The sequence below is a fragment of the Psychrobacter sp. KH172YL61 genome (genome assembly GCF_007182895.1).
GTDB lineage: Bacteria > Pseudomonadota > Gammaproteobacteria > Pseudomonadales > Moraxellaceae > Psychrobacter > Psychrobacter pacificensis.
In genome coordinates this window covers 1,673,015-1,699,357 of the sequence record NZ_AP019516.1, presented here as the reverse complement: position 1 = coordinate 1,699,357, position 26,343 = coordinate 1,673,015, and the positions used below count along the sequence as shown (strand labels likewise).

Genomic DNA, 26,343 nt, shown 5'->3' with positions numbered 1-26,343 from the left:
GTAGATAGCCTGATCGCTATTGGCATTGTTTGAGGTGGTTGTGAGAGTAGTGGTTTTTGCCCGTGTGATGCGTTTGGTTTCAGATACGACGGTTGGGTTGTCCCTCATAATGGCTAGATTGATGGCATTGGTATCAATCGAGGTGTTATTGACCGTGGGGCTGTTGGCTGAAACGGTTGGCTCTAGTGCATGAGCAGAGACAGACAGTAGTAGCGCACTCGTAATAAGGGCTGCGCTAGATTTTAATTGGTTATGAGTCTTGGGTTTTTTTGCTTATCATAAGAGAGTGGCTGTGACATCGCAAAAGTCCTTTTTGGGCAAGTAGAAAAAATAGGGTATCAAATAAATACACTTAAATAGTAACGAAAATAGCAAATAGTAGAAAGTTGTTTATCATATTTTGTCATTTGAGTTTTTATATGATGTGCAGTATGAGTGGTCTTCTATCGATACATACATAATTAGTGTCATGTAAATTGTGCAGAGAAGCTCACTAGCCAGTGAAGATTTTCTTTAAAAATAAGTCTTAATATTACTAAATTGTAACGTCTTGTGATATAAATAACACTACTAATGTACATCCGTTAACGACTGGCTATAAAGAGATACTTATGTCATCAAACCATGTTAATAACCGTAATCGACAGTGCCACTCTGAGATGGCGAGTAATTATTTGCCTATCATCAACAATAAAAATAATAATGGTCATGTATCTCAAACAAGCAAATTAACCTCTATCGCTTTGCTAGTTGGTAGTGCGTCGCTTGTGCTTACAGGTTGTCAATCAAATCCGACTGCCTCAACGGATGTGGCAGCCTCCAGTACCCTTATGGATTTTAGCACTGCAAATCCTGCTCAGAGCCAACGTCAAGGTCACGCTTTTACGGCTAGTCAAGAGGCCCAAGCTGAGCGTTACGCGCAACTGTTTAATCAAGAAAAATATCCCAACACTGAGCACCAAGCCAAGGCGCATTTATTGGCAGCGATTCGCCAGCATTTGGCAACAGAGCATGTGGCCGTCGCGCAAGCCAATTACCAAGCAGTACCATTTATCGATGCCGATAGTATTGATGCAGGCTCAAGCAGCTTACTCAGAACGATTATAGAGACCTATGCCTATCAGCCTAAGGGAATGTACGATAGTAGCGATGATGAAGCGCAAGCTGAGGCTAGAGCAGAATTAGCAGCGGTAGGTGTAGAGTCGAATAAATGCAATGAAAACGAAGATGATGACGCTTATGAAGTCTGTGTGGTAGAGGGTATTAACTACGATTATGATGATGCGAAAGATTCGATAGAGTCCGACTATCCTAGTGACTATTATAAGTCTAGAGCAGAAGCTGAAGCAGAAAGAAAGGCCATTGCTGCTATATTGTCTGAAGCAGGGGAGAATGAGCCGACGAGCAGTGATGCTAACAGCGATAACGAGTATGCCTACGATGGAGCAGATGATTACAGTAGTGACGACTATGATAATTATGATGAATACAGTAGCGGTGGTGAAGGCATGCTCTCCGGCATGTCAGGGTTAAACCCGAAAACATTGGCTGCAAAATATGAAGCCATGCAAATGGCAAAACAGCGTGCTCAGACAGAGCTGACCAATAGCGAGGAGCTATCAATGTCTTCTACTGGCTTGATTGGTAACATACTGACGATGTTCAGCCGCACTCCTGAGCAAATCGCTGCATCCAACGCCTATCAATATCAGCATTTGACATTCAATAGCGTCAGTCAGTACAACCCAAAACAGCGGCAATTACAAAGCGTCTATAGCTACGACTATGCCACGCCAACCGTTAGCTCATCCATACAGATACCAGTGGCCTTTGATTTTAACAACAGCAGTGTCACGCTTGATCCATCGGCAATCATGCCAATCGTTGCGCTCGTCAATCCTGAGAACACCCCGCTGCCGTCGCAGATGGCCTCACATACGGTCAGCTTTGGTTTGCCTGACAGTATCACGGCGCAGTTGCCACCAGCAGTGCTTTATGATGCGGTGCTAAATGCCATACAGAGCAGCATGGCAGAATTGGCACCTGAGCATTTTAGCGCCGTAGACATCAGTGGTGATGCGTTTGCCAAAGAAGTTGGCGCGACTCGAGTAGTAAAAGTTTATTTTGGCAGTCAGCAAAGTGGTGAAATGATTGGTAAGACTCTGAAATATGTGACCAAGTCGTTGCAAGAGTATGTGGATGCCAACCCAGAAAAATATCCTAATGGAGCCATGCTAAAAGCCGCGCTTGCCAAAGCACAGCTATACAACAAAGGCTACCAAAGTGCGGATGTGGGTTCGCTACTACAGCTGATCGAAGCCATTGGCCCTATCTCTTTTAATCAGATTAATTACTATTATTTAGATAACTCAGATCGCCTGCTTGCCAAGCAGCAGCGCGTCAATATCGGTGGTGATTTACTTGGCTCTACGACGACCATGCTCAATCAAGTCCGCTATGATAAAGCCAGCTTTGACCACCATGCCCTAACGCCACTATTGGCAGAGTCATTTGGCTCAAATGCGGTAGCGCCTATCGATGGCAATGCATGGATAGCAGCACAGCGCCAGAAAAAGACAGACTACAAACGGCACGCTATGCGCGTTACGATTATGAGGATGGCCGCTTAGAGACTGATTATAGTAGTGACGAATATGACAATCGTTATGATGCAGAATCAATTGATGAGAGCCGTATTGGCGATGCTAAAGATGATAATGAAAAATAGAGACGACGTCGCATTAGCTTATCGCATTTACGCATATGTCTATTAAGGATAAAAAATGAAAAAAGCACATCAAACGCTTACACTACGTCTGTCATCTATGATGAAAAATCACTTATTATTGACCAGTACATTGCTGTCAGGAGCATTACTCTTAACGGGTTGTCAATCTGCCAATTTGAACCAGTCAAATGCATTGACAGTTAAGCAATCACCTAGCACCGCTAAAAAGACATTAGCGACTGCATTACAAAAACAGCGCCGGCAATCGTTCAGATACCATAGTAATATCGAGATCAGTAACCGCCAGCAACGTACGGCAGCATCTGGCACACAAGTCGTGGCATCAGATTATGTGGATGCGCACTGCGAAGAGACACATGACCAAGCCTATGCGGCATTGATCATGCAGGCAGAAAAACAAAACAAAGATATTTTAGCTGCAGATTATGATGACAAGCGCGATGCTCTTAAACAGTCTTATTTTGAGTGCGTCGATGCTTATTATGCGTGGGAGGAGCACCAGTACGATAGCGATGTGACAGTGCCAGCAGGTTATCAAGCGCTGTTTGATAATTATGAAGACAAACCAAAGCCGCTAGATATAAAAAAAGCGCAACTGCTAGATGAGTACTTGCTAAAACCGTTATCTATCAATGCTCAAGGCATCTATCAGCCCATGGCGGGCAAGGCGACGATGCTCGCCAGCGCCCAGTATCAAGCGCGCAATCATCATAGCAGTATCAATCAGCCTGTCTACATCGACATGAAAAATGGTGATATCTATTTATGGGCAGATAATGTTGCGATGTTCAATTCTGAGCTATTAGACGATAAGCTCGGTACAAAATGGCGAAACAAATGGTTAAAAATAGCCATTGATGATGGAACATTGCCCAAAGGGTTCGGCCGTGAGGTAATCAAAGCCCACTTTGCCGCGTTAGATCTGACGTATGATGGAGCCCCTGTTAGCCAGTTCGATTATGTCGCGCCCAATACGCTTGCCGCGCTCTCGTCCAAGTTGCCGGCGCATCAGCTATCAGCAATGCTCTCAAGTGCCCAAATCATTCGCCGAGTACAAAGCTTTGAGAGTTATCAAGAGGACTATCAAAATTATCTGCAAATCTTCTACAAGCGCATTAGCCAAAAATATCCGGAGCTGGTAAAAGAAGCCGAGCCTATGACAGCCTTTGAGACGATTCAAAGCTCAAAGGAACTCACTAGTAAAGCGATGGTGCAAACAATACTGGCTATGATAAATGCTCAAATAAATGATGAAGATAAGACGGAATCTAAAGTCGCTGCAAACGCCACAGTAGAAGAGCTATATGGATTTGACAAAAGTGGTCAGCTCAAATGGCAGCATCTGCACCGCCAATTAGATAACACTGGCAAAACTGCGCCAGATAAAAGTATGACAATAGATGTCTTGCAGCAGTATTCTGTTATTAATAGCAAAGACAAGGCATTCCCAAATCTACCACGTGAGGTTCAGACACCAAATGCGAGCAACAGTATTGATCTGCGAGACTATGCGTCAGAGTTGCTGGAATATTATCGTGACGGTAATGGCACAGCAGTGGGTAAAATGATATTTAACATGATGCCAATGGCGAAAGAACGTTTTGGGGCGACAGACTAACTGGAAGATAGCATCATTGAGTGTTAAGTAGGATACTGTCGTAAAAAAGCGCATCGTATAAACGGTGCGCTTTTTTTTAATATGGCCATCACTTATGTTGTGACAGACTTTTTACATGCCTTGATGATGTGGCTTGTCATGGCCTTTACGATCTTTTAAGTGCTTACGACCTTCTTCTTGTCTTTCTGATTTGAGCTGTTCCATTTTTGCACGCTGCTCAGCGGTCAACACCTGAGAGATGGCATGCTGCGTTTGGACGCGCTCAATAAAGCGTTGTTTTGCTTTTGCCGCTTGCTGATCGGCCAAACGATTTACCGCCGCGTTGTTCAACGTACTTGCATTGGTCAGTGCTTGTATTTGTTGTTCCATTTGTGCGCGTTCTGCCTGATGTTTTTCACGGTCAGCTACGCGGTCGCCATGTTTTTCTTGCATGATGGCTTTGATTTGCGCTTGCTGCGTCGCTGTTAGATTCAGTTTTGACATTGGGCCTCTCATGGCGCCGTCTTTATGGTTCTTTTGCACTTGATTCATTGGCGCGGTGTCAGAGGCTGCATTGACACTAGAACATGCTGTCACAGTAAATACGCTAGAAGCTGCTAATATTGAGCCCAATAATAATTTTTTCATGATGACATCCTTTAACTACAGTGAGTTTGGTTAAGTAAACACTAAAGTCTTATCTTGCAAGCATCGCATTCTAAGCGCTATTAATCGTTGTGATTGGTCGTCTTAAAAGTGCAGGTCTTGCGGTTGATAGAAGCTATCTTACGGCAGTTAAAGGTTACGAACATTTATGAAGTATTAAGAAAGGTAACGTTTATAGCGAATTGACACGCGCTTGCCTGATAATATGGGCAAGTAAATGAATAAAAGCCAATTAAAATCATGGAAAGGAGGTGAGTGTGCCAAATATATTGATAGGCGATGATGATGAAGAATTGACTCAGTTACTACAAGAGTATTTGCACAACCATGGTATTCATTGCGACTGTGTCCATGATGGGGCGGCAGTTATACAACGATTAAAAGCGGTGGCGCATGATGATTCCGCTTATGATTTGCTCGTCCTCGATATCATGATGCCAAAAATAGATGGGCTAAGTGTGCTGCGGCAACTGCCAAATATCAGTGATATGCCCGTGATTATGCTGACGGCAAAGGGGTGAGGAGATTGATCGTATTATTGGTTTGGAGCTGGGCGCTGACGATTATATCACCAAGCCCTGTAACCCCCGCGAGCTACTAGCGCGTATCAATGCTGTGATTAAGCGTACCAACACGACCACGTCTGAGCATACGCCGCTACCAGAGAGTCGCTTGCATCTTGATCAAAATCAGCGTGTTTGTGAAATAGATGGTGTGGCGCTACAAGTGACGGGAACAGAGTTTGACTTACTCGTGGCGCTGCTCAAGCAAAAAGGAGATGTGGTTAGCAAAGCATGGCTGTCAGAGAATGTCTTGCAGCGTGAGTTGCAGCCTTTTGATCGTAGCCTTGATGTGCATGTGTCTCGCCTGCGCAAAAACTTCAGCCTTTTCATGACGAACCAATAAAAGCAGTGCGCGGTAAAGGCTATCAACTGGTGCTCTAATGATAAAAACTTCCAGTAATCCCGTCAAATCACCGAAATTCAAAGTGCGAATCACGCTGTTTTGGCGTTTATTCCTGAGTCTATTACTGACGATACTAATTACCTCACTGTTATCCATTATGGTGGAGCGCTGGCTGGCTGAAAAGAGCTAACGGCTCGTATGGACGTACAAATTGAGAGTCTATTAATTCAGCGTCAAGAGATGGTCGATGCGCTGCGAGTGGGTGATTTGATAGCTGTCAGGCAGATGTATCGTCAAGATCGACGCCTCATGAGTCAAATCAGAGTCTACGATGAGCAAGGCGCTATTATATTTCCGCGTTATCGAGATAGAGACGAGCGCACGCAAGGACGTGGGCAAAGCGGCCAGCAGTCGATGGAACGTGCCATGCAGCAACCACTGCCGCCACCGCCTAGAGCTTACGATAATAAACCAAGCAATCTGAATGATGAGATGCTCATAAAACAGCCTTCTGTTTTGCACGAGATCCTAAAACCAATAATGTCGAGCAGTGCTGCGATAGCGGATATTGATGCGCGTCCTGAGCTGGCAGACATCTCGGTTGAACTGCCTGATGGACAATCAGTCATCATACAGTTGCGCCCGCATTTACGTTTTGCAGATGTGGTAGAGCTACAGCATGGCAATTTTCCCATACGTTTATTATTGATTATTGCTTTTAGTGTATTGGTTTGTGTCTGGCTGAGCCGTACGTTGACTCAGCGTATTGGACGTGTGCAGAGTACCGTGCACCGTATGATTGATGGGGACTATCAAGCCAATCCAGCGCTATCAAAAATGGGTGATGATGAGCTGGGATTACTGGCCAAAGATGTGGCTCATTTGTCAACGAGACTGGCTGATAGTGAGCTGGCGCGTAAGCAGATGCTCAGTGATATCTCGCATGAGCTGCGCTCACCGCTCGCGCGTCTCGATGTTGCAACTGAGCTGACTCGTGATTTTGCACCCAACGCCCATCGTTATTTAGACCGTATTGACAAAGAGTCTGCGCGGATGAATGAGTTAATTGAGCAAATTATCCATATTCAATCCCTACAAATGCAGCAATACACGATTGATAATTTGGAGAGCGAAGCAGTCGATTTGTCCGAGATTATCAGTGACATCGGGCAGGATGTGTGTTTTGAGTTTCAGCATAAAGAGGTGAGATGGCAGTGGCAACCACCTGAATATTCATTTGCCAATGACTTAAAAAGCGCTTGGACAGTACAAGGCAATCAAGAGCAGCTGCATAGTGCACTTGAAAATGTCGTTCGCAACGCTTTTATGCATACGGCAGCGGGCTCAACAGTCATCGCTGAGATGAAAGCGGTGCAGATAGATAATAAGATGCCTGCGATTCAAATCAGTATCACGGACGAGGGCGGCGGCGTCGCTGACAATGACTTAGAACGTATCTTTCAACCCTTTGTCCGTCTCGACACGGCTCGTCATCGTGATACTGGCGGTTATGGGTTGGGGCTGGCTATTGTTCATGCTGTCGTGATGGCGCATAAGGGGTATATCAACGCCCATAATCGACGAGATGGTGTACTAGGATTGGTGGTGCAGATAGTATTACCGATTAAATAGTAAAATTTATCATGAGGAAGAGGAAAAAGCTCAACGTATCAGTAGATGCTTTTCATGGATTGATGTTTCATATTCTATCCAAAAGAAAATGTCTTATTTCTCAAAAACTGAAACCAGTAACACTTCAAAAGGCTGCATGATCCCTAATTCATAACTCGTTTTATTTGGTCATATCGATTCTCTTGCACCATAGATTTTATTTCTGATTTTTTAAATCTGACAAATCTGTAAGGGAGTATACATCATGAACCGCATCTATAAAGTCATCTGGAATGAAGCATTGAATTGCTTTACCGCAGTCGGTGAATACGCAAAAGGGCGTGGCAAATCTTCCAAATCTAGTGTTAGCGCTAACGCTACTATCAATACCACATCCAATGTATCTGCTATCAAGACATTACGCTTAAGTGCCATAGCACTTGGGCTAATGAAGGCAATAACAAAATAATCAATGTCGCTAATGGGGCAATCAACTCTACGAGTAAAGATGCAGTGAATGGCTCACAGTTAGATAACTTAGCTAAGAGCGTCGCCGCTAACAAAACCAAGTACTATAGTGTTAATTCAACCGCTATTGGCAATGTCAACAACGATGGCGCAACCGGACCCAATGCTATGGCGATGGGTGGCAATGCTAGTGCTACTGGCGGGCAAGACATTGCCATTGGTAGCGGTCAAAGTGGTCAGAACACCTCGCTATAAGATTAATACCGAATCAGGCGGCGCCGCCTCCATCGCTATTGGAGCAAAGGCATTATCTAAAGGTGCATTATCTACCGCAATTGGTGTGCAGTCATCGTCATCTGGTGTTGCGCCTTCTGCCTTTGGCATCGGTGCTTCAGCAAGCGAAAAATGCCATGGCTGCTATTAATGCTTTTGTAGTATGTTTCATACGAATCCTTGTAAAGAAACTTTGAGTGATAGGGCGGTTAAGAGTCGATATCATTTACAATCAATAGTTAACATAATAATACCCTTATCAAGTCCTGTTTTAATATATTGATATTTATGCATGTTTTGGCGCATCAGGCTGCACCATAGGATCGGCATCTACAAAAGCTTTTAGTGTGCGGCAATGCGTATCAATAGCGACGATATTGGGATAAGGAGTCAGGTCTACCTTAAAGCGCCGCGCAGAAGAAACCTGCGGGATCAGATAACAATCTGCAAAAGTGGGCCTGTCACCATAGCAGAACTGTCCACGGTTTTTATCTGCTGCCAACCGTGTCTCTAACGCTGCAAACCCTTCAGTAATCCAACGATTGCACCATGCAATGACTGCCTCTTTATCTACTGACAACTCATTACGTAAGTACTGTAAAATACGGCGGTTATTAATCGGATGGATATCGCAGCCAATCATCGCACTTAGCGCACGCACGTGCATGCGACCAGCGGCATCTTGGGGCAATAAAGCGTGCTCAGGGTAGGCCTCTTCTAACCACTCCAAGATAGCGGGACTTTGGTATAATAATAAATCGTCCGCTCTTAAGACTGGCACCAGTCCTTGCGGATTAATCGCTTTAAATGCGTCCTCTAACTGCTCATCTTGTGCCAGATTGATCGCGATATCATCATAATCTAAGCCTTTTAAATTCAAGGCAATACGGGTACGGTGAGAAGTACCACTGCGAAAATAGCCGTAAAGTGTCATCATTGTTTATATCCTTATTATGAGAAATTGTGAGTGAGTGATAAGTATGTTTGCCCCGCTGAATTTTATAAAACAAGTCTCCTTACTTTATAAGACATATATCCTTTAACCTAGACAGATACACTAGAGACGAGCTATCATGCCAGCAGATAAAAATTTTTTAGATAAATCCGTCACGAGTAAAAACCAGAGTGGCATCCAGTCACTTGAGATTGGATTGTCGATACTAGATGTGCTTATCGATCGCCATGAGCCTATGATGCTAAAGGATATCGCTGAGGCCATGCAGATGCATCCCGCAAAATCCCATCGTTACTTGGTCAGCCTCATTCGCAAAAACTATGTTCGCAAGCTTGATGATGGTCGCTATGGGCTTGGCGATAGAGTAAATGCATTGGCAGCATTAGGACATACTGAGCTCAGTCAAAACAATCTCTTGGCGCGTCTCACGCAGGTGGCCAATGAGATTAAAGATACCCTAAATTGCGGTGTGCAAATTGCTAAGTGGTTTAGCGAAGGCCCAATTATTATTCAGTCCGTTGAACCAGACAGTCCGATTAGCATCATCACTCGCATCGGCTCACGTATGCCTTTGACGACATCAGCTACAGGACAATTGTTTGCCAGCTATCAATCTGACGCGGTCATTCAGCCATTGGTCACCGCTGAATGGCAGTCGAGTAATGCCGCAGCAGATATGACAGAGAGGTGGCAGAATTTTGCTCAGCTGCAAGCCAAGATACGTACTCAAGGCTATGCGACAGTGACAGGCGATATGCTCATGGGTATTAATGCCATTACGATACCTGTGATATTGCCGCATTTTGCCAATAGTACTGCTAATCTATCCGCGAGTAGTGACAAAACCGCTAGCGAGGCTCTGCCGCTAGAATATGCCATTACTATCATCGGCACCACAGAGCAACTACCAATGAGTGAGCAACAGAACGTGGTTGAGCAAATACTAGCAATCGCACAGCGCTACCAAATAGCATAGCCAAAATGTTAACTACAAGCTGATTGGCTATAGTAGAACCTTAATAAAATTAATACAGCATATGCATCATAGGTGGCACCCGGCTTACTGAGAGTGGCAGACGGATAAATTTCAATCTTTAAACGGCCCTTTGAGTCTTCTTCGATTTTTTTGGCCCATGGCTCCAATGCTTCGGTATTGATGTTGTCATTGGCGGTCATAAAGTGTGAAAATCTCAGTGTCGTCACATCGTCTGTATTGGTATCCGCGCTTTTGGCTTGTTCATTTTGATCATTGTTAGAACAGCCAGTCATCGCAACTGAGGCGGCGAAGAGTATGCCTAAAGGGAATGTTACTTTCCTCATTGAGTCCTTTTATGATGGTGAGATATGGTTCGCAAGCTATGCCATCTCTTCATTATAGTCGAACCACTATTAAAGTGTTACAGCGTTAGCCTCGTTTAGCCTACTACTGTAGTACTTGCACTCGTCTGCCTTGTACCACTTTTAATATTGATTGACTATATTTTGAACTGATCACTACTTATCTAATTTCAAAGTAATGATTGATAGATAATGTAAAAAGGTAGCAAGTAGAAAGACGACGCAGTTACTCTCCGACAGGCGCAATGTCACGGGCTTCAGCGAACTCATCACTGTGTAAAAACTGTGTGTGGGCTGGGGCGCGTTTGGTACGAGACCATTCATCTAGCATGTCGTGCTTGATGGCGTCTGTAATCATCGAGACTTTGTCCTCTGAGGTCGGGTCGTCATAGGTCAACTCGAGACGATGCCCATTAGGATCAAAGAAATATATCGAGTGAAAGATACCGTGATTGGTCACGCCAATGACATCAATACCTGCACGTTCTAGTTGTTCTTTGGCGGCCATCAGCTCATCACGATCTTTGACTTTGAGCGCCAAGTGTTGCACCCAGTTTGGAGTATTGGGGTCAAAGCCCATTTCAGGCTGGTTGGGCACTTCAAAAAACGCCAATACGTTGCCATTACCAGCGTCCAAAAAGACGTGCATATAGGGGTCAAAGGCTTTGGTCGAAGGTACATGGTCTTCTGCAAATGCCAAGATAAAATCCATATTGAGGTTTTTCTTGTACCATTCGACCGTTTCTTTGGCATCCTTGCAGCGATAAGCCACATGATGGATTTTTTCAATTTGAAAGCTCATATCCAACTCCTTTTGATAAGGCGTAGCGTGAATGTATGAGAAATATGCTCCTAACGGCTCAAATCCACTGTCACTACGCCTTTTTCTATGCCATTATTATTTGTTAAAATCAAAGCTAAGTGCGGGCAGTATTTTGCCGCGTACTTCCCCAAAGCCAATGCGCACACCGTTCTTTTCGCTATAGCCTTTCATAATGACGGTATCGCCATCTTCGATGAAGGTGCGCGACTCACCGCCCCTCAAGTGCTACGGGTTTGGTGGCATTCCAAGCGATCTCTAGCATCGAGCCATAAGAATCAGGCGTTGGCCCTGAGATTGTGCCCGAGCCCATCATGTCACCGACTTCAACTTTGCAGCCAGTGATGGTGTGATGCGTCAATTGCTGCGCCATTGACCAATACATGTATTTAAAATTGGTCTCGCAAATAACCGTAGCCGTTTTTGCATTTTCAGGCAGTAGCTCGACCGACAGATTGATATCAAAGCTGCTCTCTTTGTCTTTTTCATTGAGATAAGCCAGTGGTTCAGGCTCTTGGGTTGGGCAAGCGGTGCTAAATGGTGCCAATGCATCCATCGTCACTATCCACGGAGAAACTTGCGAGGCGAACGTCTTGGCATTAAATGGGCCTAAAGGGACATATTCCCACTTTTGGATATCTCGAGCCGACCAGTCGTTGAGCAGTACCATACCAAAGATATGATCAGCGGCATCGTCTACGGCGATTGGTTGACCGATATGGTTGCCTTTACCAACGACAAAAGCGGTCTCGAGCTCAAAATCCAAACGCTTACAGGCGGTGAAAACAGGACGCTCATCAGGGTTAGGCTTTAGCTGACCTGAAGGGCGGATGATATCAGACCCGCTAATGATGACGGTGCTGGCGCGTCCGTTATAACCAACTGGCATTTCCGTCCAGTTGGGTAGCAGGGCATTGTTTGGATCGCGGAACATCGTACCGACGTTGGTCGCGTGTTCTTTCGATGAATAAAAATCGGTAAAGCCAGGTACTTGAACAGGTAGATGCATGGTAACGTCTGCTTGCTTGAACAGCGCCTTTTTTTGCAGATCGGCATTGTCACGTAAGTCGCTGTTGTCACTAGATAGTAGCGACTGAATGGTCGTGCGTGCTTTTGTCCAATTGTCTCGACCAGAATCAATAAAAGCGTTTAGCGTCGACTGATCAAAGTAAGGCCCACCATTTAGGCTCAGTAACCCTTCTGACTCTAGCACAGACAAGTCTAGTACTTGATCGCCAATGGCAACCCCTGCACGGCGAGCACTATCTTTAGTGTCGCTAAAGATGCCATAAGGCAGATTGTGGATGGAAAAGTCAGAGTCCGCTTTGATGTCGATAAAAGAGGTGAGAGTACTGTCAGTCGTTGACATGGTTTGCTCCTTGCTAAAAATATAATTTAATTACGTTATAGTTAATGACTTACGTATAATGTAATTTATTGATATGTTGATTGCAAGTTTTTTGTGCCATGTCTTTTGCTTGCTGATTGATGAAACAAACCCTAAGCACAAAAAAAGGCCGAGCAATCGCTCAGCCTTTTTCATTTCTTAGTCTTTACTTCTGATGAATTTAGTCTTTTAAAACATCTGCCATCGCGTTGGCCACATAGTCGATGTTACTGGTATTTAGGCCAGCTACACACATACGTGAGTTAGATACCATATAAATACCATACTCGCTTTGTAGGCGCTCGACCTGTTCAGGCGTCAATCCAGTAAAGCTAAACATACCGTTTTGACGCGTGATGTAGTCAAAATTACGGTTAGGGATTTTTGCTTCTAGTACCGATTTTAGCTTTAGGCGCATGGCTTTGATACGGTCACGCATGGCATAGACTTCGCCAACCCACTGCTCATGTAGCGCTTCATCGTTCATGACGATATCAACCACATGACCACCATGTGATGGCGGGCTTGAGTAGATGCGGCGTACCATCGCATTTAGCTGACCAAATACGCGCTCGGCTTCGTCTACGGTGAGACAGACGACTGATAGACCGCCAACGCGCTCGCCATATAGCGATAGGTTTTTAGAGAATGAGTTGCTGACAAACAGTGGCAAGCCCATCTCAACGGCTTTACGAATAGCGTAAGCATCGCTGTCCATGTCTTCGCCAAACCCTTGGTAAGCGATATCCATGAATGGAATCAATTCACGTGCTTTGATGACGTTGAGTACCGTGTCCCATTGCGCTTGAGTCAAATCCAGCCCCGTTGGATTGTGGCAACAAGGATGTAGCAAGATCACATCGTGTTTGTTCAGTGTTTCAAAAACGCAATCATCTCATCAAATTTGATGCTGCTGTTGGCTTTGTCGTAGTACGGGTATTTGCCGACTTCTACGTCAGAACCTTCAAAGATAGCGATATGATTGCCCCATGTTGGATCGCTCACATAGCACTTAGACTGCGGGAACCATTCATGGATAAACTCAGCACCGACTTTTAGCGCGCCAGAACCACCGATAGTGGCGATGGTCGCAACCAAACCGTCTTTTAAGATTTGTGCGCCTTTACCGAACAGCAATTCCTGACAGCCTTTGCGGTGTCCTGGCAAACCTGCCATTGGTAGATAGGGGCGCGGCGCGATAGGATCAGCGATACGCGCTTCAGCTGTTTTTACACAGTCGAGTACGGGCAGTACGCCATCTTCATCATAATAAATACCAATGCCTAAATTAACTTTATTGGGATTATTGTCCGCTGAGTATTTTTCCATCAGCCCTAAGATTGGATCGCCAGCGTAATAATCGATACGTTCAAACATGCCATTTCCTTATAAGAATATAAACCAAGCAGCCGAAAATCATAGAGCAAATTGCTGATGAACTCAACACGCGAGTGCGTTATCTTGCGCAATTAATAAAATAAATCACCAAATAGCTTATCTCTTTATCTGGCAGATGAGTTTGTGGCGTGATGCATCACTTAATCGACAGTGTTTCAGGCTGATGTAAGTCGTGATAATGGGTGGCAAAGTAAGTCTGCAAAAACTGCTTAAAGGCGATGGTTGCAGGAGACAGCGCCCGTGAGGCACGCTGATAGATAAAGAACTGGCGCATTTTTATAGGCTGCGTCAATGGGCGCATTTGCAAGCCATTGGCGCTGACCCAATCAATGACCTCAGGCATATAGGGAAGGCATAAGGTAATGCCGAACCCTTGGCGGGTCATCTCAAGCGCGGTGGACATAAAGTTGACTTTGTAGCGCGCTTGCTGAATCTGAGCGGCGATAGCGTCATCCAGCTCGACTGTCACCTGCTCAAGAAACGGGCCTTGTAGAGTGATAAGTGGAATATCAAGCAACTCCTGCCAAGTGATTTCGTCTTTTGCGCCAGTGCATAATCGTTTGGCATAACCACGCAAAACGGCAGCTTGTATAACAGATCAGCACCGATATCATCTTCAGTTTCTATAAAACCAAGTTCAGTACCAACCCCCAAATCGACCTCGATGTCTTGAACATGCTTGAGCAAATTTTCTGCTGAGCAATCCAATAGCGACACCCCGATATTTGGATATTCCTTAGCAAATTGCGCGATGACGGCGGGCAGGGAGGATGCTGCAAACTGCGACACCGCTAATCGCACTTGACCTTGCGCCAAGCTGGTCAAGCTACTTGCTTCATTTTCGAACAGCTGCATCTCATTCAAGATACGCCGCGCTTGTGGCAGCAGATGGCGTCCGACAGCGGATAGCGACAACTGGCGGGTAGTACGGTCAAACAACACGATGCCAAGGCCAGTCTCCAGCTCTTTGATCAGTCCGCTAACAGCAGATTGGGTCAGATACATCTGTTCGCTGGCACGAGTGAAGCTGCCGTTGTCAGCGACTTTGATAAAAGCGGTCAGTTGACGAATGCTGATATTCATAAGTAAACCTGATAAATAAATCATAAAAAACAATTAGTCTTATAAATAAAGCTAATCTAATATAAATACAACGTCAACAATAAAGATTGATTATCAATCGTTTTATCGCATTTTATTACTAATCGACTTTTTTACCACCAATTGACATTAAGGATGATTGCAATGGCAGATTTATTTGACAACCCAATGGGACTAAACGGGTTTGACTTCGTCGAGTTTGCTTCTCCGCAGCCTGATGCGGTCGATGCATTGTTTAAACAGCTTGGGTTTGCACATATCGCCAATCATAGATCAAAAGATGTGGCGCTATATCGCCAAGGTGACATCAACCTAATCTTAAACCGTGAGCCAAAGAGCCCAGCCAGTTACTTCGTCGAAGAGCATGGCGCTGGTGCTTGCAGTATGGGTTTTCGGGTAAAAGATGCCAAAAAAGCCTACGAGCGTGCGGTGGAGATGGGTGCGCAGCCAGTAGAGGTGCCAACAGGCGTGATGGAGCTGAGACTGCCAGCAATTAAAGGGATCGGCGGCTCACTGATCTATTTGATTGACCGTTATAAAGACGGTGAATCTATCTATGATGTTGACTTTGAGTTTTTTGCAGACATCGATAGAAACCCTGTCGGATATGGTTTCAAAGTCATCGATCACCTCACGCACAACGTCTATCGCGGCCGCATGGCGTACTGGGCAAAATTCTATGAGCGTATCTTTAATTTCCGCGAGATTCGCTATTTTGATATCAAAGGCGAGTACGGGGCTGACCAGTAAGGCCATGACTGCCCCTGATGGCAAAATCCGTATTCCGCTCAACGAAGAAGCCAAGCAGGGCGGTGGTCAGATCGAAGAGTACTTAATGCACTTCAATGGCGAGGGGGATTCAGCACATTGCGCTCGCCAGTGATGATCTGTTTGCCAGTATCGATATGCTAAAAGCCGCCGGTATTCCGCTTATGACTGCACCAAATGCAGCCTACTACGAGATGCTGAGCGAGCGCTTACCAAACCATGGTGAAAACGTTGCTGACTTGCAAACGCGCGGTATCTTGTTAGATGGTACGACAGAGGGCGGCGCACCGCGTCTGCTACTACAGATTTTCTCTGAAACCATCTTGGGTAGCCCAGTGTTTTTTGAATTTATCCAGCGTAAAGGGGATTATGCAGACGGTTTTGGTGAAGGTAACTTTAAAGCCTTGTTTGAATCCATAGAGCGCGACCAAGTGCGTCGTGGCACGGTCGGTCAGCAAGAGACCAATCAATCAGAAACAGAAACGCCGTAGATCACACTACATTTAAAAAAAATTTAAAAAACAAACGGACAAGGCAAAGGATTTTGGCTTGTCCTGCATGAGTGACTGATATTAGCCACTGACTAATCAGTATGAGTGCAAATATTCACTGCGATAAAAGGAACACAGGCATGGAACGCCTCTCACAGATAGATTCTCCTAATACAGCCATCGGTGCCAATAGTTCTGTAGCCAAGCAGCAAGGCGGTGATGCATCTGCTCATCATAATGCGACCGATAAAAAGCAGCCCTATATCTCACATCAGTCAGATAGCCATGGTCATATTCATTATAGTGATGATGAAAATGCAATGTGGCAGGCGTTGCTTACGCGTCAAGCTGAGCAAATCCCTAACCGCGCTTGTCCTGCCTATCTAGAAGGTTTGACGAAGCTAAACTTGCCAACGACGCATATCCCGCAGTTGCATGATATTGACGAGGTATTGCAAGCGACCACCGGTTGGCAAACCGCAGCGGTGCCTGCATTAATCAGCTTTGGCAAATTCTTCAAACTACTGGCCAATAAATCCTTTCCTGTGGCAACGTTTATTCGCCGATTTGAGGATATGGACTATATCGAAGAGCCTGATATTTTTCACGAAATCGTTGGACACTGCCCGCTATTGACTCATCCAGCCTTTGCCGCATTTAATGAGACGTATGGCAAGCTGGGTCTGAGTGCAACGAAAGAGGAAAGATGGTTTTTGGCACGGCTCTATTGGTTTACCATTGAGTTTGGCTTGGTCGGTAGTCAGCCTAAAGACCGTAGAATCTACGGCGGCGGTATATTAAGCTCGCCTTCTGAAACCATCTATGCTCTTGATCAGACATCGTATGCCCAGCCAGAAACCCAAATACAACCCAAGCCTACACAGCAGCCTGAACACCGCGCATTTGATTTGCTTGATGTGTTGCGTACGCCTTATCGTATCGATCAAATACAGCCGATTTACTATGTGATTGACGAATTAGATACGCTATTTGATATCGTTGATAGCGACATCATGGGGACGGTCAAGCAGGCGATGTCACTTGGGTTATTTGAGCCGACCTATCCAGAAAAATCCCATTAAAATTTTATAAACATCCGCTCTACTACATAAGGACATAGCAGTGGAGTGGCGTCAACAAACCTCAGTATCACAAATCAGCATCACAAAACAATAAACTCGATAAAAGGACATTATCATGACAGTATTATCACAAAGCAGTTGCGAAGCTTGCCGTATTGGCGCACCAAAAAGTCGACGAGGCCGAGGCACGCGAGCTATTGACACAAATTCCTGATTGGTCATTGATTGAGGTGGAGGGTATTCAGCAGTTGCAGCGTCAGTACAAATTTAAAAACTTCGTCGCAGCGATGGATTTTGCCAATCAATTGGCAGACATTGCTGAAGCAGAAGGGCATCATCCCGGCATATTGGTAGAGTGGGGCAAAGCGACCGTCACATGGTGGTCACATAGTATCAAAGGGTTGCATCGTAATGACTTCGTCATGGCGGCTAAAACCGATGCGTTACTTGATAAGTAACGCATCAGTCATTCGGTTATTCACTAGCAAACCAGTTCTCTAACTCTTCCAAACTCAAACCCAATCTAATGCCAGCTTGAGCTGGCATTTTAAGGATGTGTCATGCCACCAAAACCGCTCACCCAGATCAGCGCCAAGCTTGCCTTTATTATCTCAGCCATCGTCATCGCCATCATGGGTATTACCATGATTGGCTTTGGTTAGTGCCGCACCTGTCTCTTATCCCTTGCCATTTGTGTATTGCTGGCTATCGGTATGACCAAAGGTCTGAGCTTTAACGACATGCAAGCACAAATGGCCTCAGGCGTCATGCGCGGTATCGGCGCCATCTATCTATTCTTCTTTATTGGCCTCATGGTCGCCGCCCTCATGATGTCAGGGGCCATACCCACCTTGATGTACTTTGGTTTTCAGCTCATCTCTCCTGAGTATTACTATATCTCCGCCTTTATCCTCACCTCTATTATCGGTATCGCCCTGGGCAGTAGCTTGACCACTGCAGCTACCTTGGGTGTAGCCTTTATCGGCATGAGTAATGCCTTTGATGCCAATGTGGCGATAGCGGCTGGGGCGGTGGTATCAGGTGCGTTCTTTGGTGATAAGATGTCGCCCTTGTCGGATACCTGTACCATTGCGTCCTCTGTGGTCGGTATTGATCTGTTTGAGCACATTCGCAATATGATGTATACGACAGTACCTGCGTGGATACTGACAGTAATTTTGTTCTGGATATTCTCAGGTCAGACCGTCAGTGCTGATCTGAGTCAAGTGACCATACTACAAGGACAGCTGATTGACAGTGGCTTGGTGCATGGGTATTCGGTACAGCCCTTTGTGATATTGGTTGGATTGGCATTGTTTCGGGTCAATGCGATTTATACGATTATCTGTACGATTGCCGCGGCGCTGATCATTACTTATATGCACAGCTCACCCAGCTTTGGTCAATTAGGTGGTTATCTGTTTGCCGGCTATGTCCCTGCTGAGTCATTAGAGCTGGGTGAGGGTGGGTGGTATGCTGTCGCGCGGCGGTGTACAGAGTATGTTCTTTACCCAAGCGATTGTGATACTGGCATTGAGTTTGGGCGGGTTGTTAACAGCACTAGGGATTCTACCTGCACTACTGTCTGGTATTAAAGATACACTGACGACATCAGGACGGGCGATCTTTGCGGCGGCCATGTCGGCACTGAGCATTAATGTGCTGATCGGGGAGCAGTATTTGAGTATTTTATTATCCGGTACGGCATTTCGGTCAACGTTTGAGCGTTTGCACCTGCATCCGAAGAATTTGTCTCGGACGATTGAGGATGCAGGGACGGTGATAATCCATTAGTGCCATGGAGTGTGTGCGGGGTGTTTATCAGTCAGGCGTTAGGGGTGCCAGTACTGGATTACTTGCCCTATGCGTTCTTCTGTTATTTGTCATTGCTATTAACATTGGTGTTTGGCTTTACGGGGCTGACGATTAGCCGAGTGGATAAAGAAGCAAAAGTCGTCGAAGCATAATAGGTGATGATTTATAAAAAGACGCGGCTTATATAAGCTGCGTCTTTTGCATTTAAATATTCATTAAATAAGCTTTTATAGATCTGCCGTTAGGGCATCCCGACTTTTCACCACTTTATGCTGATCCTCTGTGCTATCGACTTTCCAATAACTAGACACATATAGATGCGTCTTTGGTACGTCGCGCTCAACTTTGAAGTATTGGCGCAATACTCGCATACTATGAAACTCGCAAGCCGCCCAAACCGCGGGCTGTCCCTCAAGCCAAGTCAGTGATTTGACGCAGTCAAGTAACGGGCTGCTGTCTGCATTTGGATGAGGGTTGACCACCCATTGAATCTCGACGTTATCTGGTTTTTTGAGTGTTTGCTGGTCTGCTGTAGTCGTCACTTCAAGCACGGCATAGCCGCGAGAATCGGCAGGCAATTGTGCCAAATTGACCGTGATCGCTGGCAATGCTGTCATATCACCGACCAATAAAAACCAATCGGCGTCATTGTTGATGAGTTTTTTTGGGCCAGGGCCGCCCACCAATATTTGATCGCCAGCTTTAGTGTTGCGTGCCCATATCGACGCAGGGCCTTCAGCCTCATGTAATGCAAAATCAACGTCTATCTCATCATCACGCTGAGCGATGATGGTATAGGTACGCATCAATGGCTTGATGTCGTCGCCTTGAGGAAATATCAGTTTGATATAAGCGCTTTCTTGATCTGTCGGGAAGTCTATTAAACCTGCACCGCCAAGAGTAATGCGGCACATATTTGGGGTGAGGTATTTGCTACCGATCACATCGAGTAATCTAGGGGTAGGTTTTGCCATTTGCTATGTCCTTCTTTTTTAGCATGTAACGATAGTGCGCAAAGCATGGTTTGTTATCATCTGATAGCTTGTAAGGCTAGCATATTACTTTGATGATCGACTGTCTTAAAAATGTATGGGTAAAAATGATTGTAGAAAGTGGATGATTTTATTAGGGCGTGTTGCTAAGTTCAAAAAATCAGGTTTAAAAACTGGCTTTTAGGCTGACCGACATTTCACGCTCAGGCCCCATCCAGCAATTGTTAATATCATAACAAGCACCGACATAGGTTTTGTCAAAAGGTTGTTGATACTCGCACCCACAGTCAGCATGGGATTGATCCGATAACTACCGCCGACATCGACTAACGTCACACTTGGTAGCTCATCTGAATTTTGTTTGTCTAACTGCATCCCACCTTCATAGCGAACACCTGCATTCAAAGTTAGCTTGTCTGTAGCGTAATAGTCTGCCCACAGCGTCGCTTTATGCTTAGCAATTTGCGCCGGCATATTACCTACAGTCTCAGGATTAACTTCTTCTTCCGTGATCTCAGCATCGGTATAGCTGTAGCTTGCTGCGAGATCTACCCAATCATTGAGCATACGACTGGCTGAAACTTCAAAGCCTTTCGACTCAATTTCACCAGTTTGTGTTTGATTTGTATAGTTGACGTAATCTGACACCAAGACATTTTTTTGCGCAATATCAAATACCGCAAACGTTCCTTTAGTCGCACGGTCCGGAGACAGATATTTGATACCAGCTTCTAATTGATCGGCCGTGGTTGGTTCAAATGGTTCATTGGTAATAAAGTTGCTACCAACCACAGGCTGAAACGACTGTGAGTAGCTCAAAAACGGTGATAGACCATTATCAAAGTTATAAATAGCAGCAAGACGTCCACTGGTTTCTGACGCGTCATTGTTGATCATTTTTTCACTAGGGGTTTTACCTTTCGATGTATCGGTTCGATCAAGGGTACTTTTGAATTTATCATGTCGTAAGCCTGCCACCACTGTCCAGTCTTGCCACGTCATTTCATCTTGCACATAGAGTCCAAGCTGGCTTTGTTCGATATCATCGTATCGACTAAAGGTATCTAAGGGTAGAATATCGGTGCTGATTTGTGAAAAATCTGGATTCGATAAGTCAAGGTTTGGTGTACCATCTGCGAAAGCGTCATAATAAGTTGCCGTGCTGTCTGTCTCTTGATACTCAACACCAAACAATAGATTATGTGAGGTATTGGCCGTATCAAACTTATAGGCCAGTTGGTTGTCTGTGGTCCAGTTTTTCATGCGCTCATCAGTGGTATACGCCACGCGGTTTAAGATCTTATCGCTACCCTCTACAAATCCTTCATCATTATACATATTGCGCTGCTGAGCTTCGGCATCGGTATAGCGCGTGATATGTTTAAACGTTAACTTATCATTGATATCCCAGTTTATCGTAATGCCTGGCATCAGTACTTCTTTACTAAAATGATTCCATTGATCTCCTGCATAAGCATCACTACCCAATTTGCCGTAGCTTGCCTTGTAGACAGTGCCGACAGCAGGTAATGGGGTAGAGGGCACCATTTCTGGATCGTCTTGATAAAACAGATTGGCAAGTATTGAGACATCATCAGTTGCTTGCCATTCAAGCGATGGATTAATCAACAATCGCTCTTCTTCAGTGGTTTGCATTTGACCGTCTTTTTGGCGTTTTAGCGCGACTAAGCGATAGTTCAAGGTGTCTGTAATAGGACCTGTGCTATCGACGGCCACTTCTTTTAGGTTTTGATTACCAAGTCGCAGCTGTACTTCATTTTCTTGCGTGCTTTTAGGGGTCTTGGCGATTTGGTTCACCATACCGCCAGGTGCTGCATAACCATATAATGAAGATGCCGAACCTTTCACCACCTCGACCGCTTCAGTCGCATAGATATCTACTTGTGGCATGAGGTTCCAAGCGCCATCGTAGGGCAGTCTGAGTCCATCATAAAAGTTTGAGTAGGTTTTAAATCCGCGAATGTTGTACTCATCAAAGATAGAGACTGTACCGCGGCTCTCAGAGCTCACGCCTGGCTCATAACGCAAAGCAGCGTTGACGCTATCCGCTTGGCGCTTTTGTAACAGCTCCTGATCGATGCGGGTATAGCTCATGGGCGCATCTTCAGGGTCTAAGGCGGTCTTGGTACCGGTGCTGCGATAGCCATCTGAATAAACGGTAATTGTATCCAAGGTAGCTGATGGTGCTGCCGTCGTATCATTACCCACTTTATTAGTATCAAGAGAATTTTCTACGCTTGTCTCAATCACGTTATTTTCAATATTGTCGACCGTATTGTTTCCGATACTAGTTGGGCTGTTCTCAGCATAGACTGAATGACTTAGACTCATTGCCAAGCCCAGTTGGACGGCTAAAGTTAAACGTTTTTGGCGAATGGATTTGGACGTTGAGACAAAGCGCATTATATTTCCTTGTGAGTTGTGATTAGATGTCGAAAACAAAAGAAAATAAATAATAACATTAATGATAATAATTATCATTAATGTTTGAAAATAAATCTTCTCTCAAATGATGTGAAATTCGTTCTTACGCCAACATAGCAATGGCATCTTTACTCGCCCGCTGTCGCTCTTCAGCATTTAATTCAATGAGGCGGCCTTCTTTCATGAGTAACAGTCGATCTGCATGCTCAAAGTAACCATCATCGTGACTGATAATAAACAGCGTTTTACCGAGTGCTTTTAACTCAGGGATTAGGGTTTGATAGAACACGCGGCGAAACGCAGGGTCTTGGTCAGCGGCCCATTCATCAAGTAGCAAGATGTCTTTTTGTTCAGCGACAGCAATAAGCATGGCCAAGCGTTTGCGTTGTCCCTGCGAGCTTATCGGTAGACAGCTGGTTGTCAGCCACACTTATTTTATCTTGCAAGTCCAATTTATGCAGCCACGCATTGACCAGTGCTTTGTCTGGCTGCCGTCCTTGTCTGCCAATCAATTGCTTAAAAATATGCTGATCGCTAAAAATGGCAGAATACAGCTGTCTATAATCGGCATTATTCTGTGAATTAACGGGCTGTTTGTCGATGGTTACCGCACCTGTGGTAGGGGTGAAAATGCCTGTAATAATCTTGGCAAGTGTCGATTTGCCGCTACCATTCGCCCCGATCAGAAACACCACATCGCCTCGTCGTAGCGTTAGATTGACGTCTTTTAAAATATTACCAGAGTGATCGCTGTCTTTAGCTATTAATGCCTGAGCACCAGTATCATTGCTATTACTGACACTGCTATTACTGGCATTATCACTGGCATTATCACTGGCATTATCACTGGCATTCGAAACACTGTTATTGGAAACATTGTAGCGATAGTTAACATCAGTTAGCGAGATGGTTTGCCAGTGTTGGCTGGTGTTGTCCGTTCTAAATAAAGGTTGGTACTCAGCCAGTTCTAGCGATTGTATTTTGTCTAGGGCAACTTGAGCCGTCTGTAGTGTTGGATATGCACCGACGGCGTGAAGCAGCGGCGACTGCATAAATAGAATCGTTAAAGAAAAAGTGGTGGCGATGCCCATCGAGATGCCGAGATAATTTGATATGGCAAATATCACCCCAATCGATGCAAACATCATAATATTTGACCAGTTCACCGCTGATAAATGAAAAGTATCAGACTTGGTGACAGTCTTTTCATAGGATTTAGCATGGGCCAAAAAATCATCTGTATACAGTTTTTGTGCTCGGTGTTGGTTAAGTGCCAGCTCTTTACGACCTTCTATAATCGATTGATAATCCTGATATAAGGCGTCATTAATCTCTCTCAACTTTGTCAAATGTGTATAGACATGCTTGACCAATAGGGTGCTTATCCAAATCGTCATCGCAATCCAAAACATGACAATCAGCAGTAATGGTAGCGACAGCCAGCCCAGATATAACCCCACACCAACAGAGAGGATAACGCCTTGCACCAACTCCGGCATCCGAACAAAGGCGACGGTAATAGACTGAATATCTGAGGATAGACTGGCAAGTAACCGCGCACTACCCAAATGATCTATCTGAGGAACGGTGGTATCGATGATTTGTTTGACCAGCTTGGTTCTGAGCTCATAGACAAACTTGTGCCCCAAACGGGTGAGTGCATATTGCGATACAAAGGTAGTCACCAGCAACAGCAGTACGAGCAGAGCAAACTGCCCTAAGCTCGACCACGATAAGGTATTGAACACAGGCTGACTGATAAAGGTTTGGTTGATATAAGCAATGATACCCACACTGACGGCAGCATTGATTAAGTTGAGTAAAATGACTTTTAGAAAGGGCAGACGATACTGTGCCCAAATCATATGATGTAGAGAAACGCTGGCACGAGAGGACATAGTGACTCAGTAATAGTATGGATGTTTGATGGCATAAAAGGGAATAGGTCACACCTAATCCCTTTTACTGAAGTTCGTTAGATAAGTACGTTTTATAGTCAATTCTCTATAAAAGAATTACAGCGTTAACCTCGCTTCAAGTATTACATATACATCTGCACTGGGCTGCCTTGTACTACTTTTAAATTGAATCAACTATAGCTGATATATGTTAAAAATTGAATGTGGCTGACACTTTTAAGGCCGTTGGCTCACCTGCATTTAGATAGCCTGAATCTGCATAACCGCCTACTGACTGCCAATAATCTTCACCCGTGACATTGGTTACCACACCTTTTAGAGTAACGTCTTGTCCTGCTAGCATAGTGCGATAGCGTGCACCAAGGTCTAAGGTCGTATAACCATCAACCTTTAAGGTATTGGCATTATCCGAATAACGAGAGCCTGTGTGGATAATATCGCCCGTTAATGTCAGTCCTTCAACTGCGGCTAAATCATATTCTATGTTAACATTGCTCTGCAAGGTAGGCACACCAATCACTCGATTGCCATCTAATGCACTATCACCGGTGTCTTTTTGTTTGGCACTTAAATAACTGACGCCCGCATTGAGGCGCATGTTTTCACTTGGGCTACCAAAGACAGTCAACTCCACACCTTGATGGCGGTTTTCTCCAGCCGCAGTAAACGTATTTGAGTTGTTGATATAAGCACGTGGTTCATCAGTTCGGAAGACAGCGAGACTACTGCCAATCATGCCATTGTCGTATTTCACACCCAGTTCAGTTTGCTCACTCACGTACGGATCTAGATTTTGACCACCATTAGTGACAGCGTCATTATCGTTAGTTAGAGGCGCTCTTTTACCTGGTGCTAGACTTTCAATATAGTTACCGTAAATCGACCAGTCCATATTCGGTTGATAGACAATACCGATACTTGGGGTCCACTCACTCTTATCGTAATGAGCCGTTTCTGCCTGCGTGTTGGCATCATAGCTGGTGGTTTTTAAGTTCTGATGACGCACGCCTAAAGTAGTTTTTAGCTTATCGTCGAACAGTGATATGGTGTCTGCTAGCGCAAAGCTTTGGAGTTGCTTTTCGTTGGTTAATTTTGGATCGTCTAAGTTGCCGCCAAAACCTGCCTTATTCGACCAGGTATTATCTCGATACTTAGTGGGACTATATAAGTTAGTAGGGCGTGCGCTATCAAAAGCATAAGCGCCTTTTTCTTCTTGATCGTATATATCAGCTGCTAACACCCAATCATGACCAATTTTACCCGTTTGCCATTTACCACGCAGACCGAGCTCGGCGCTTTGGACTTTATCTTCTCGAATATTATCAAATCGAGAGGTAGTGCTACTGCCATCATTATTAGTTACTGTGAGGTCTGATAAAGAATTGTCTTCATCACCACGTCGTATGCCGTAAGCACCATAAGCGGTAATATTGTCATTAAAGTCATATTCTCCTCGAATCGTACCAAAGACATCCTTTTCATCTGAGGTAGGTCCAAGGCTGCGCCCAATTTTTTGAGCCGTCTGGCGCATTTGGTACACTAGACACCCCACCAAGATTGAC

22 protein-coding genes and 5 pseudogenes are annotated in these 26,343 nt (G+C 44.9%); 15 read left to right on the top strand and 12 right to left on the bottom strand.

All coding sequences use genetic code 11. The features are described from left to right. The first annotated feature begins 19 nt into the window (after positions 1–19). The 4 genes from PKHYL_RS09080 (at position 20) to PKHYL_RS09065 (ending at position 4,367) form a co-directional block, all read left to right on the top strand. Complete coding sequence (locus tag PKHYL_RS09080) at positions 20–193, top strand: hypothetical protein (protein WP_240364975.1); 174 nt, start codon at positions 20–22, stop codon at positions 191–193. A gap of 418 nt (positions 194–611) precedes the next feature. Beyond that, positions 612–2,630, top strand: coding sequence for a hypothetical protein (locus PKHYL_RS09075; protein WP_240364974.1), 2,019 nt, complete (start codon positions 612–614; stop codon positions 2,628–2,630). After that, the gene (locus PKHYL_RS09070; protein WP_240364973.1) at positions 2,549–2,728 is read left to right on the top strand and encodes a hypothetical protein; all 180 of its coding nucleotides are present in this window, start codon (positions 2,549–2,551) and stop codon (positions 2,726–2,728) included. Before PKHYL_RS09075 ends, PKHYL_RS09070 begins: the two co-directional genes overlap by 82 nt. Before the next feature lie 55 nt (positions 2,729–2,783). Further along, a complete protein-coding gene (locus PKHYL_RS09065; RefSeq protein ID WP_240364972.1) occupies positions 2,784–4,367 on the top strand; it encodes a hypothetical protein in 1,584 nt (527 codons plus the stop codon). A 111-nt stretch (positions 4,368–4,478) separates the two neighbouring features. On the opposite strand, the gene PKHYL_RS09060 is transcribed toward PKHYL_RS09065, so the two are convergent. Continuing rightward, positions 4,479–4,994 carry a Spy/CpxP family protein refolding chaperone gene (locus tag PKHYL_RS09060; RefSeq protein WP_240364971.1) on the bottom strand — a complete coding sequence of 172 codons (516 nt, stop codon included), beginning with the start codon at positions 4,992–4,994 and terminating at the stop codon, positions 4,479–4,481. 275 nt (positions 4,995–5,269) lie between these two features. Between PKHYL_RS09060 and PKHYL_RS09055 the strand changes: the two genes are divergently transcribed. From PKHYL_RS09055 to PKHYL_RS09030, 6 genes are all read left to right on the top strand, one after another. Further along, positions 5,270–5,533, top strand: coding sequence for a response regulator (locus tag PKHYL_RS09055; protein ID WP_240364970.1), 264 nt, complete (start codon positions 5,270–5,272; stop codon positions 5,531–5,533). Between the two features lie 22 nt (positions 5,534–5,555). Then, positions 5,556–5,918, top strand: a complete 363-nt coding sequence (locus PKHYL_RS09050) for a response regulator transcription factor (RefSeq protein ID WP_240364969.1) — start codon at positions 5,556–5,558, stop codon at positions 5,916–5,918. Between the two features lie 198 nt (positions 5,919–6,116). Continuing rightward, complete coding sequence (locus PKHYL_RS09045) at positions 6,117–7,550, top strand: sensor histidine kinase (RefSeq protein WP_240364968.1); 1,434 nt, start codon at positions 6,117–6,119, stop codon at positions 7,548–7,550. Between the two features lie 244 nt (positions 7,551–7,794). Then, positions 7,795–7,998 (top strand): ESPR domain-containing protein, encoded by a 204-nt coding sequence (locus tag PKHYL_RS09040; RefSeq protein WP_071001493.1) that lies wholly within the window; start codon positions 7,795–7,797, stop codon positions 7,996–7,998. 44 nt (positions 7,999–8,042) lie between these two features. Further along, positions 8,043–8,252 carry a hypothetical protein gene (locus PKHYL_RS09035; RefSeq protein WP_071001494.1) on the top strand — a complete coding sequence of 70 codons (210 nt, stop codon included), beginning with the start codon at positions 8,043–8,045 and terminating at the stop codon, positions 8,250–8,252. After that, positions 8,182–8,421: a hypothetical protein gene (locus tag PKHYL_RS09030; protein ID WP_156770947.1), complete on the top strand. Its 240-nt coding sequence runs from the start codon at positions 8,182–8,184 to the stop codon at positions 8,419–8,421. The genes PKHYL_RS09035 and PKHYL_RS09030 overlap by 71 nt, the downstream gene beginning before the upstream one ends. A gap of 135 nt (positions 8,422–8,556) precedes the next feature. Here the strand turns inward: PKHYL_RS09030 and maiA are convergent, their stop codons facing one another. After that, positions 8,557–9,204, bottom strand: coding sequence for a maleylacetoacetate isomerase (gene maiA, locus PKHYL_RS09025; RefSeq protein ID WP_197496765.1), 648 nt, complete (start codon positions 9,202–9,204; stop codon positions 8,557–8,559). A gap of 139 nt (positions 9,205–9,343) precedes the next feature. Here maiA and PKHYL_RS09020 point away from each other — a divergent pair, with 139 nt between their 5' ends. Continuing rightward, complete coding sequence (locus PKHYL_RS09020; RefSeq protein ID WP_071001496.1) at positions 9,344–10,201, top strand: IclR family transcriptional regulator; 858 nt, start codon at positions 9,344–9,346, stop codon at positions 10,199–10,201. An 8-nt stretch (positions 10,202–10,209) separates the two neighbouring features. Here PKHYL_RS09020 and PKHYL_RS09015 read toward each other — a convergent pair whose 3' ends face one another. From PKHYL_RS09015 to PKHYL_RS08995, 5 genes and pseudogenes are all read right to left on the bottom strand, one after another. Next, entirely contained in the window at positions 10,210–10,545 is a 336-nt protein-coding gene (locus PKHYL_RS09015; protein ID WP_240364967.1) for a hypothetical protein, read from the bottom strand. 244 nt (positions 10,546–10,789) lie between these two features. Next, complete coding sequence (locus PKHYL_RS09010; RefSeq protein WP_071001498.1) at positions 10,790–11,365, bottom strand: VOC family protein; 576 nt, start codon at positions 11,363–11,365, stop codon at positions 10,790–10,792. A 96-nt stretch (positions 11,366–11,461) separates the two neighbouring features. After that, positions 11,462–12,752 (bottom strand): annotated as a pseudogene (gene fahA, locus PKHYL_RS09005) (fumarylacetoacetase). A gap of 199 nt (positions 12,753–12,951) precedes the next feature. Continuing rightward, a pseudogene (locus PKHYL_RS09000) lies at positions 12,952–14,147 on the bottom strand (amino acid aminotransferase). 157 nt (positions 14,148–14,304) lie between these two features. Then, positions 14,305–15,251: pseudogene (locus tag PKHYL_RS08995) on the bottom strand (LysR substrate-binding domain-containing protein). Positions 15,252–15,413: 162 nt separating this feature from the next. Between PKHYL_RS08995 and hppD the strand changes: the two are divergent. The 4 genes and pseudogenes from hppD to PKHYL_RS08975 all read left to right on the top strand — a co-directional run bounded on the left by hppD (position 15,414) and on the right by PKHYL_RS08975 (position 19,577). After that, positions 15,414–16,528, top strand: a pseudogene (gene hppD, locus PKHYL_RS08990) (4-hydroxyphenylpyruvate dioxygenase). Positions 16,529–16,668: 140 nt separating this feature from the next. Continuing rightward, positions 16,669–17,610: a phenylalanine 4-monooxygenase gene (gene phhA, locus PKHYL_RS08985; protein ID WP_083328803.1), complete on the top strand. Its 942-nt coding sequence runs from the start codon at positions 16,669–16,671 to the stop codon at positions 17,608–17,610. Between the two features lie 155 nt (positions 17,611–17,765). Beyond that, on the top strand, positions 17,766–18,068 hold the full coding sequence (locus PKHYL_RS08980) for a 4a-hydroxytetrahydrobiopterin dehydratase (protein ID WP_442966065.1): 303 nt from the start codon (positions 17,766–17,768) through the stop codon (positions 18,066–18,068). A 102-nt stretch (positions 18,069–18,170) separates the two neighbouring features. Beyond that, positions 18,171–19,577, top strand: a pseudogene (locus PKHYL_RS08975) (Na+/H+ antiporter NhaC family protein). A 75-nt stretch (positions 19,578–19,652) separates the two neighbouring features. On the opposite strand, the gene PKHYL_RS08970 reads toward PKHYL_RS08975, so the two are convergent. From PKHYL_RS08970 to PKHYL_RS08950, 5 genes are all read right to left on the bottom strand, one after another. Then, a complete protein-coding gene (locus PKHYL_RS08970) occupies positions 19,653–20,399 on the bottom strand; it encodes a siderophore-interacting protein (protein ID WP_071001503.1) in 747 nt (248 codons plus the stop codon). A 198-nt stretch (positions 20,400–20,597) separates the two neighbouring features. Further along, positions 20,598–22,841: a TonB-dependent siderophore receptor gene (locus PKHYL_RS08965; protein WP_240364966.1), complete on the bottom strand. Its 2,244-nt coding sequence runs from the start codon at positions 22,839–22,841 to the stop codon at positions 20,598–20,600. Positions 22,842–22,965: 124 nt separating this feature from the next. Beyond that, on the bottom strand, positions 22,966–23,232 hold the full coding sequence (locus tag PKHYL_RS08960; protein ID WP_240364965.1) for a hypothetical protein: 267 nt from the start codon (positions 23,230–23,232) through the stop codon (positions 22,966–22,968). Continuing rightward, on the bottom strand, positions 23,213–24,760 hold the full coding sequence (locus PKHYL_RS08955; protein WP_240364964.1) for an ATP-binding cassette domain-containing protein: 1,548 nt from the start codon (positions 24,758–24,760) through the stop codon (positions 23,213–23,215). Before PKHYL_RS08955 ends, PKHYL_RS08960 begins: the two co-directional genes overlap by 20 nt. 211 nt (positions 24,761–24,971) lie before the next feature. Then, positions 24,972–26,312: a TonB-dependent receptor gene (locus tag PKHYL_RS08950; protein ID WP_240364963.1), complete on the bottom strand. Its 1,341-nt coding sequence runs from the start codon at positions 26,310–26,312 to the stop codon at positions 24,972–24,974. Between the last annotated feature and the right edge of the window lie 31 nt (positions 26,313–26,343).

Bases quoted from the DNA above. Each gene is read 5' to 3' on its own strand.
- phhA (WP_083328803.1), top strand. From the start codon at position 16,669: ATGGAACGCCTCTCACAGATAGATTCTCCTAATACAGCCATCGGTGCC.
- PKHYL_RS09075 (WP_240364974.1), top strand. From the start codon at position 612: ATGTCATCAAACCATGTTAATAACCGTAATCGACAGTGCCACTCTGAG.
- maiA (WP_197496765.1), bottom strand. From the start codon at position 9,204: ATGACACTTTACGGCTATTTTCGCAGTGGTACTTCTCACCGTACCCGT.
- PKHYL_RS09070 (WP_240364973.1), top strand. From the start codon at position 2,549: ATGGATAGCAGCACAGCGCCAGAAAAAGACAGACTACAAACGGCACGC.
- PKHYL_RS09010 (WP_071001498.1), bottom strand. From the start codon at position 11,365: ATGAGCTTTCAAATTGAAAAAATCCATCATGTGGCTTATCGCTGCAAG.
- PKHYL_RS08965 (WP_240364966.1), bottom strand. From the start codon at position 22,841: ATGCGCTTTGTCTCAACGTCCAAATCCATTCGCCAAAAACGTTTAACT.
- PKHYL_RS08950 (WP_240364963.1), bottom strand. From the start codon at position 26,312: ATGCGCCAGACGGCTCAAAAAATTGGGCGCAGCCTTGGACCTACCTCA.
- PKHYL_RS08960 (WP_240364965.1), bottom strand. From the start codon at position 23,232: ATGCTTATTGCTGTCGCTGAACAAAAAGACATCTTGCTACTTGATGAA.
- PKHYL_RS09015 (WP_240364967.1), bottom strand. From the start codon at position 10,545: ATGAGGAAAGTAACATTCCCTTTAGGCATACTCTTCGCCGCCTCAGTT.
- PKHYL_RS09045 (WP_240364968.1), top strand. From the start codon at position 6,117: ATGGACGTACAAATTGAGAGTCTATTAATTCAGCGTCAAGAGATGGTC.
- PKHYL_RS09060 (WP_240364971.1), bottom strand. From the start codon at position 4,994: ATGAAAAAATTATTATTGGGCTCAATATTAGCAGCTTCTAGCGTATTT.
- PKHYL_RS09040 (WP_071001493.1), top strand. From the start codon at position 7,795: ATGAACCGCATCTATAAAGTCATCTGGAATGAAGCATTGAATTGCTTT.
- PKHYL_RS09020 (WP_071001496.1), top strand. From the start codon at position 9,344: ATGCCAGCAGATAAAAATTTTTTAGATAAATCCGTCACGAGTAAAAAC.
- PKHYL_RS08955 (WP_240364964.1), bottom strand. From the start codon at position 24,760: ATGTCCTCTCGTGCCAGCGTTTCTCTACATCATATGATTTGGGCACAG.
- PKHYL_RS09030 (WP_156770947.1), top strand. From the start codon at position 8,182: ATGCTAGTGCTACTGGCGGGCAAGACATTGCCATTGGTAGCGGTCAAA.
- PKHYL_RS08970 (WP_071001503.1), bottom strand. From the start codon at position 20,399: ATGGCAAAACCTACCCCTAGATTACTCGATGTGATCGGTAGCAAATAC.
- PKHYL_RS09065 (WP_240364972.1), top strand. From the start codon at position 2,784: ATGAAAAAAGCACATCAAACGCTTACACTACGTCTGTCATCTATGATG.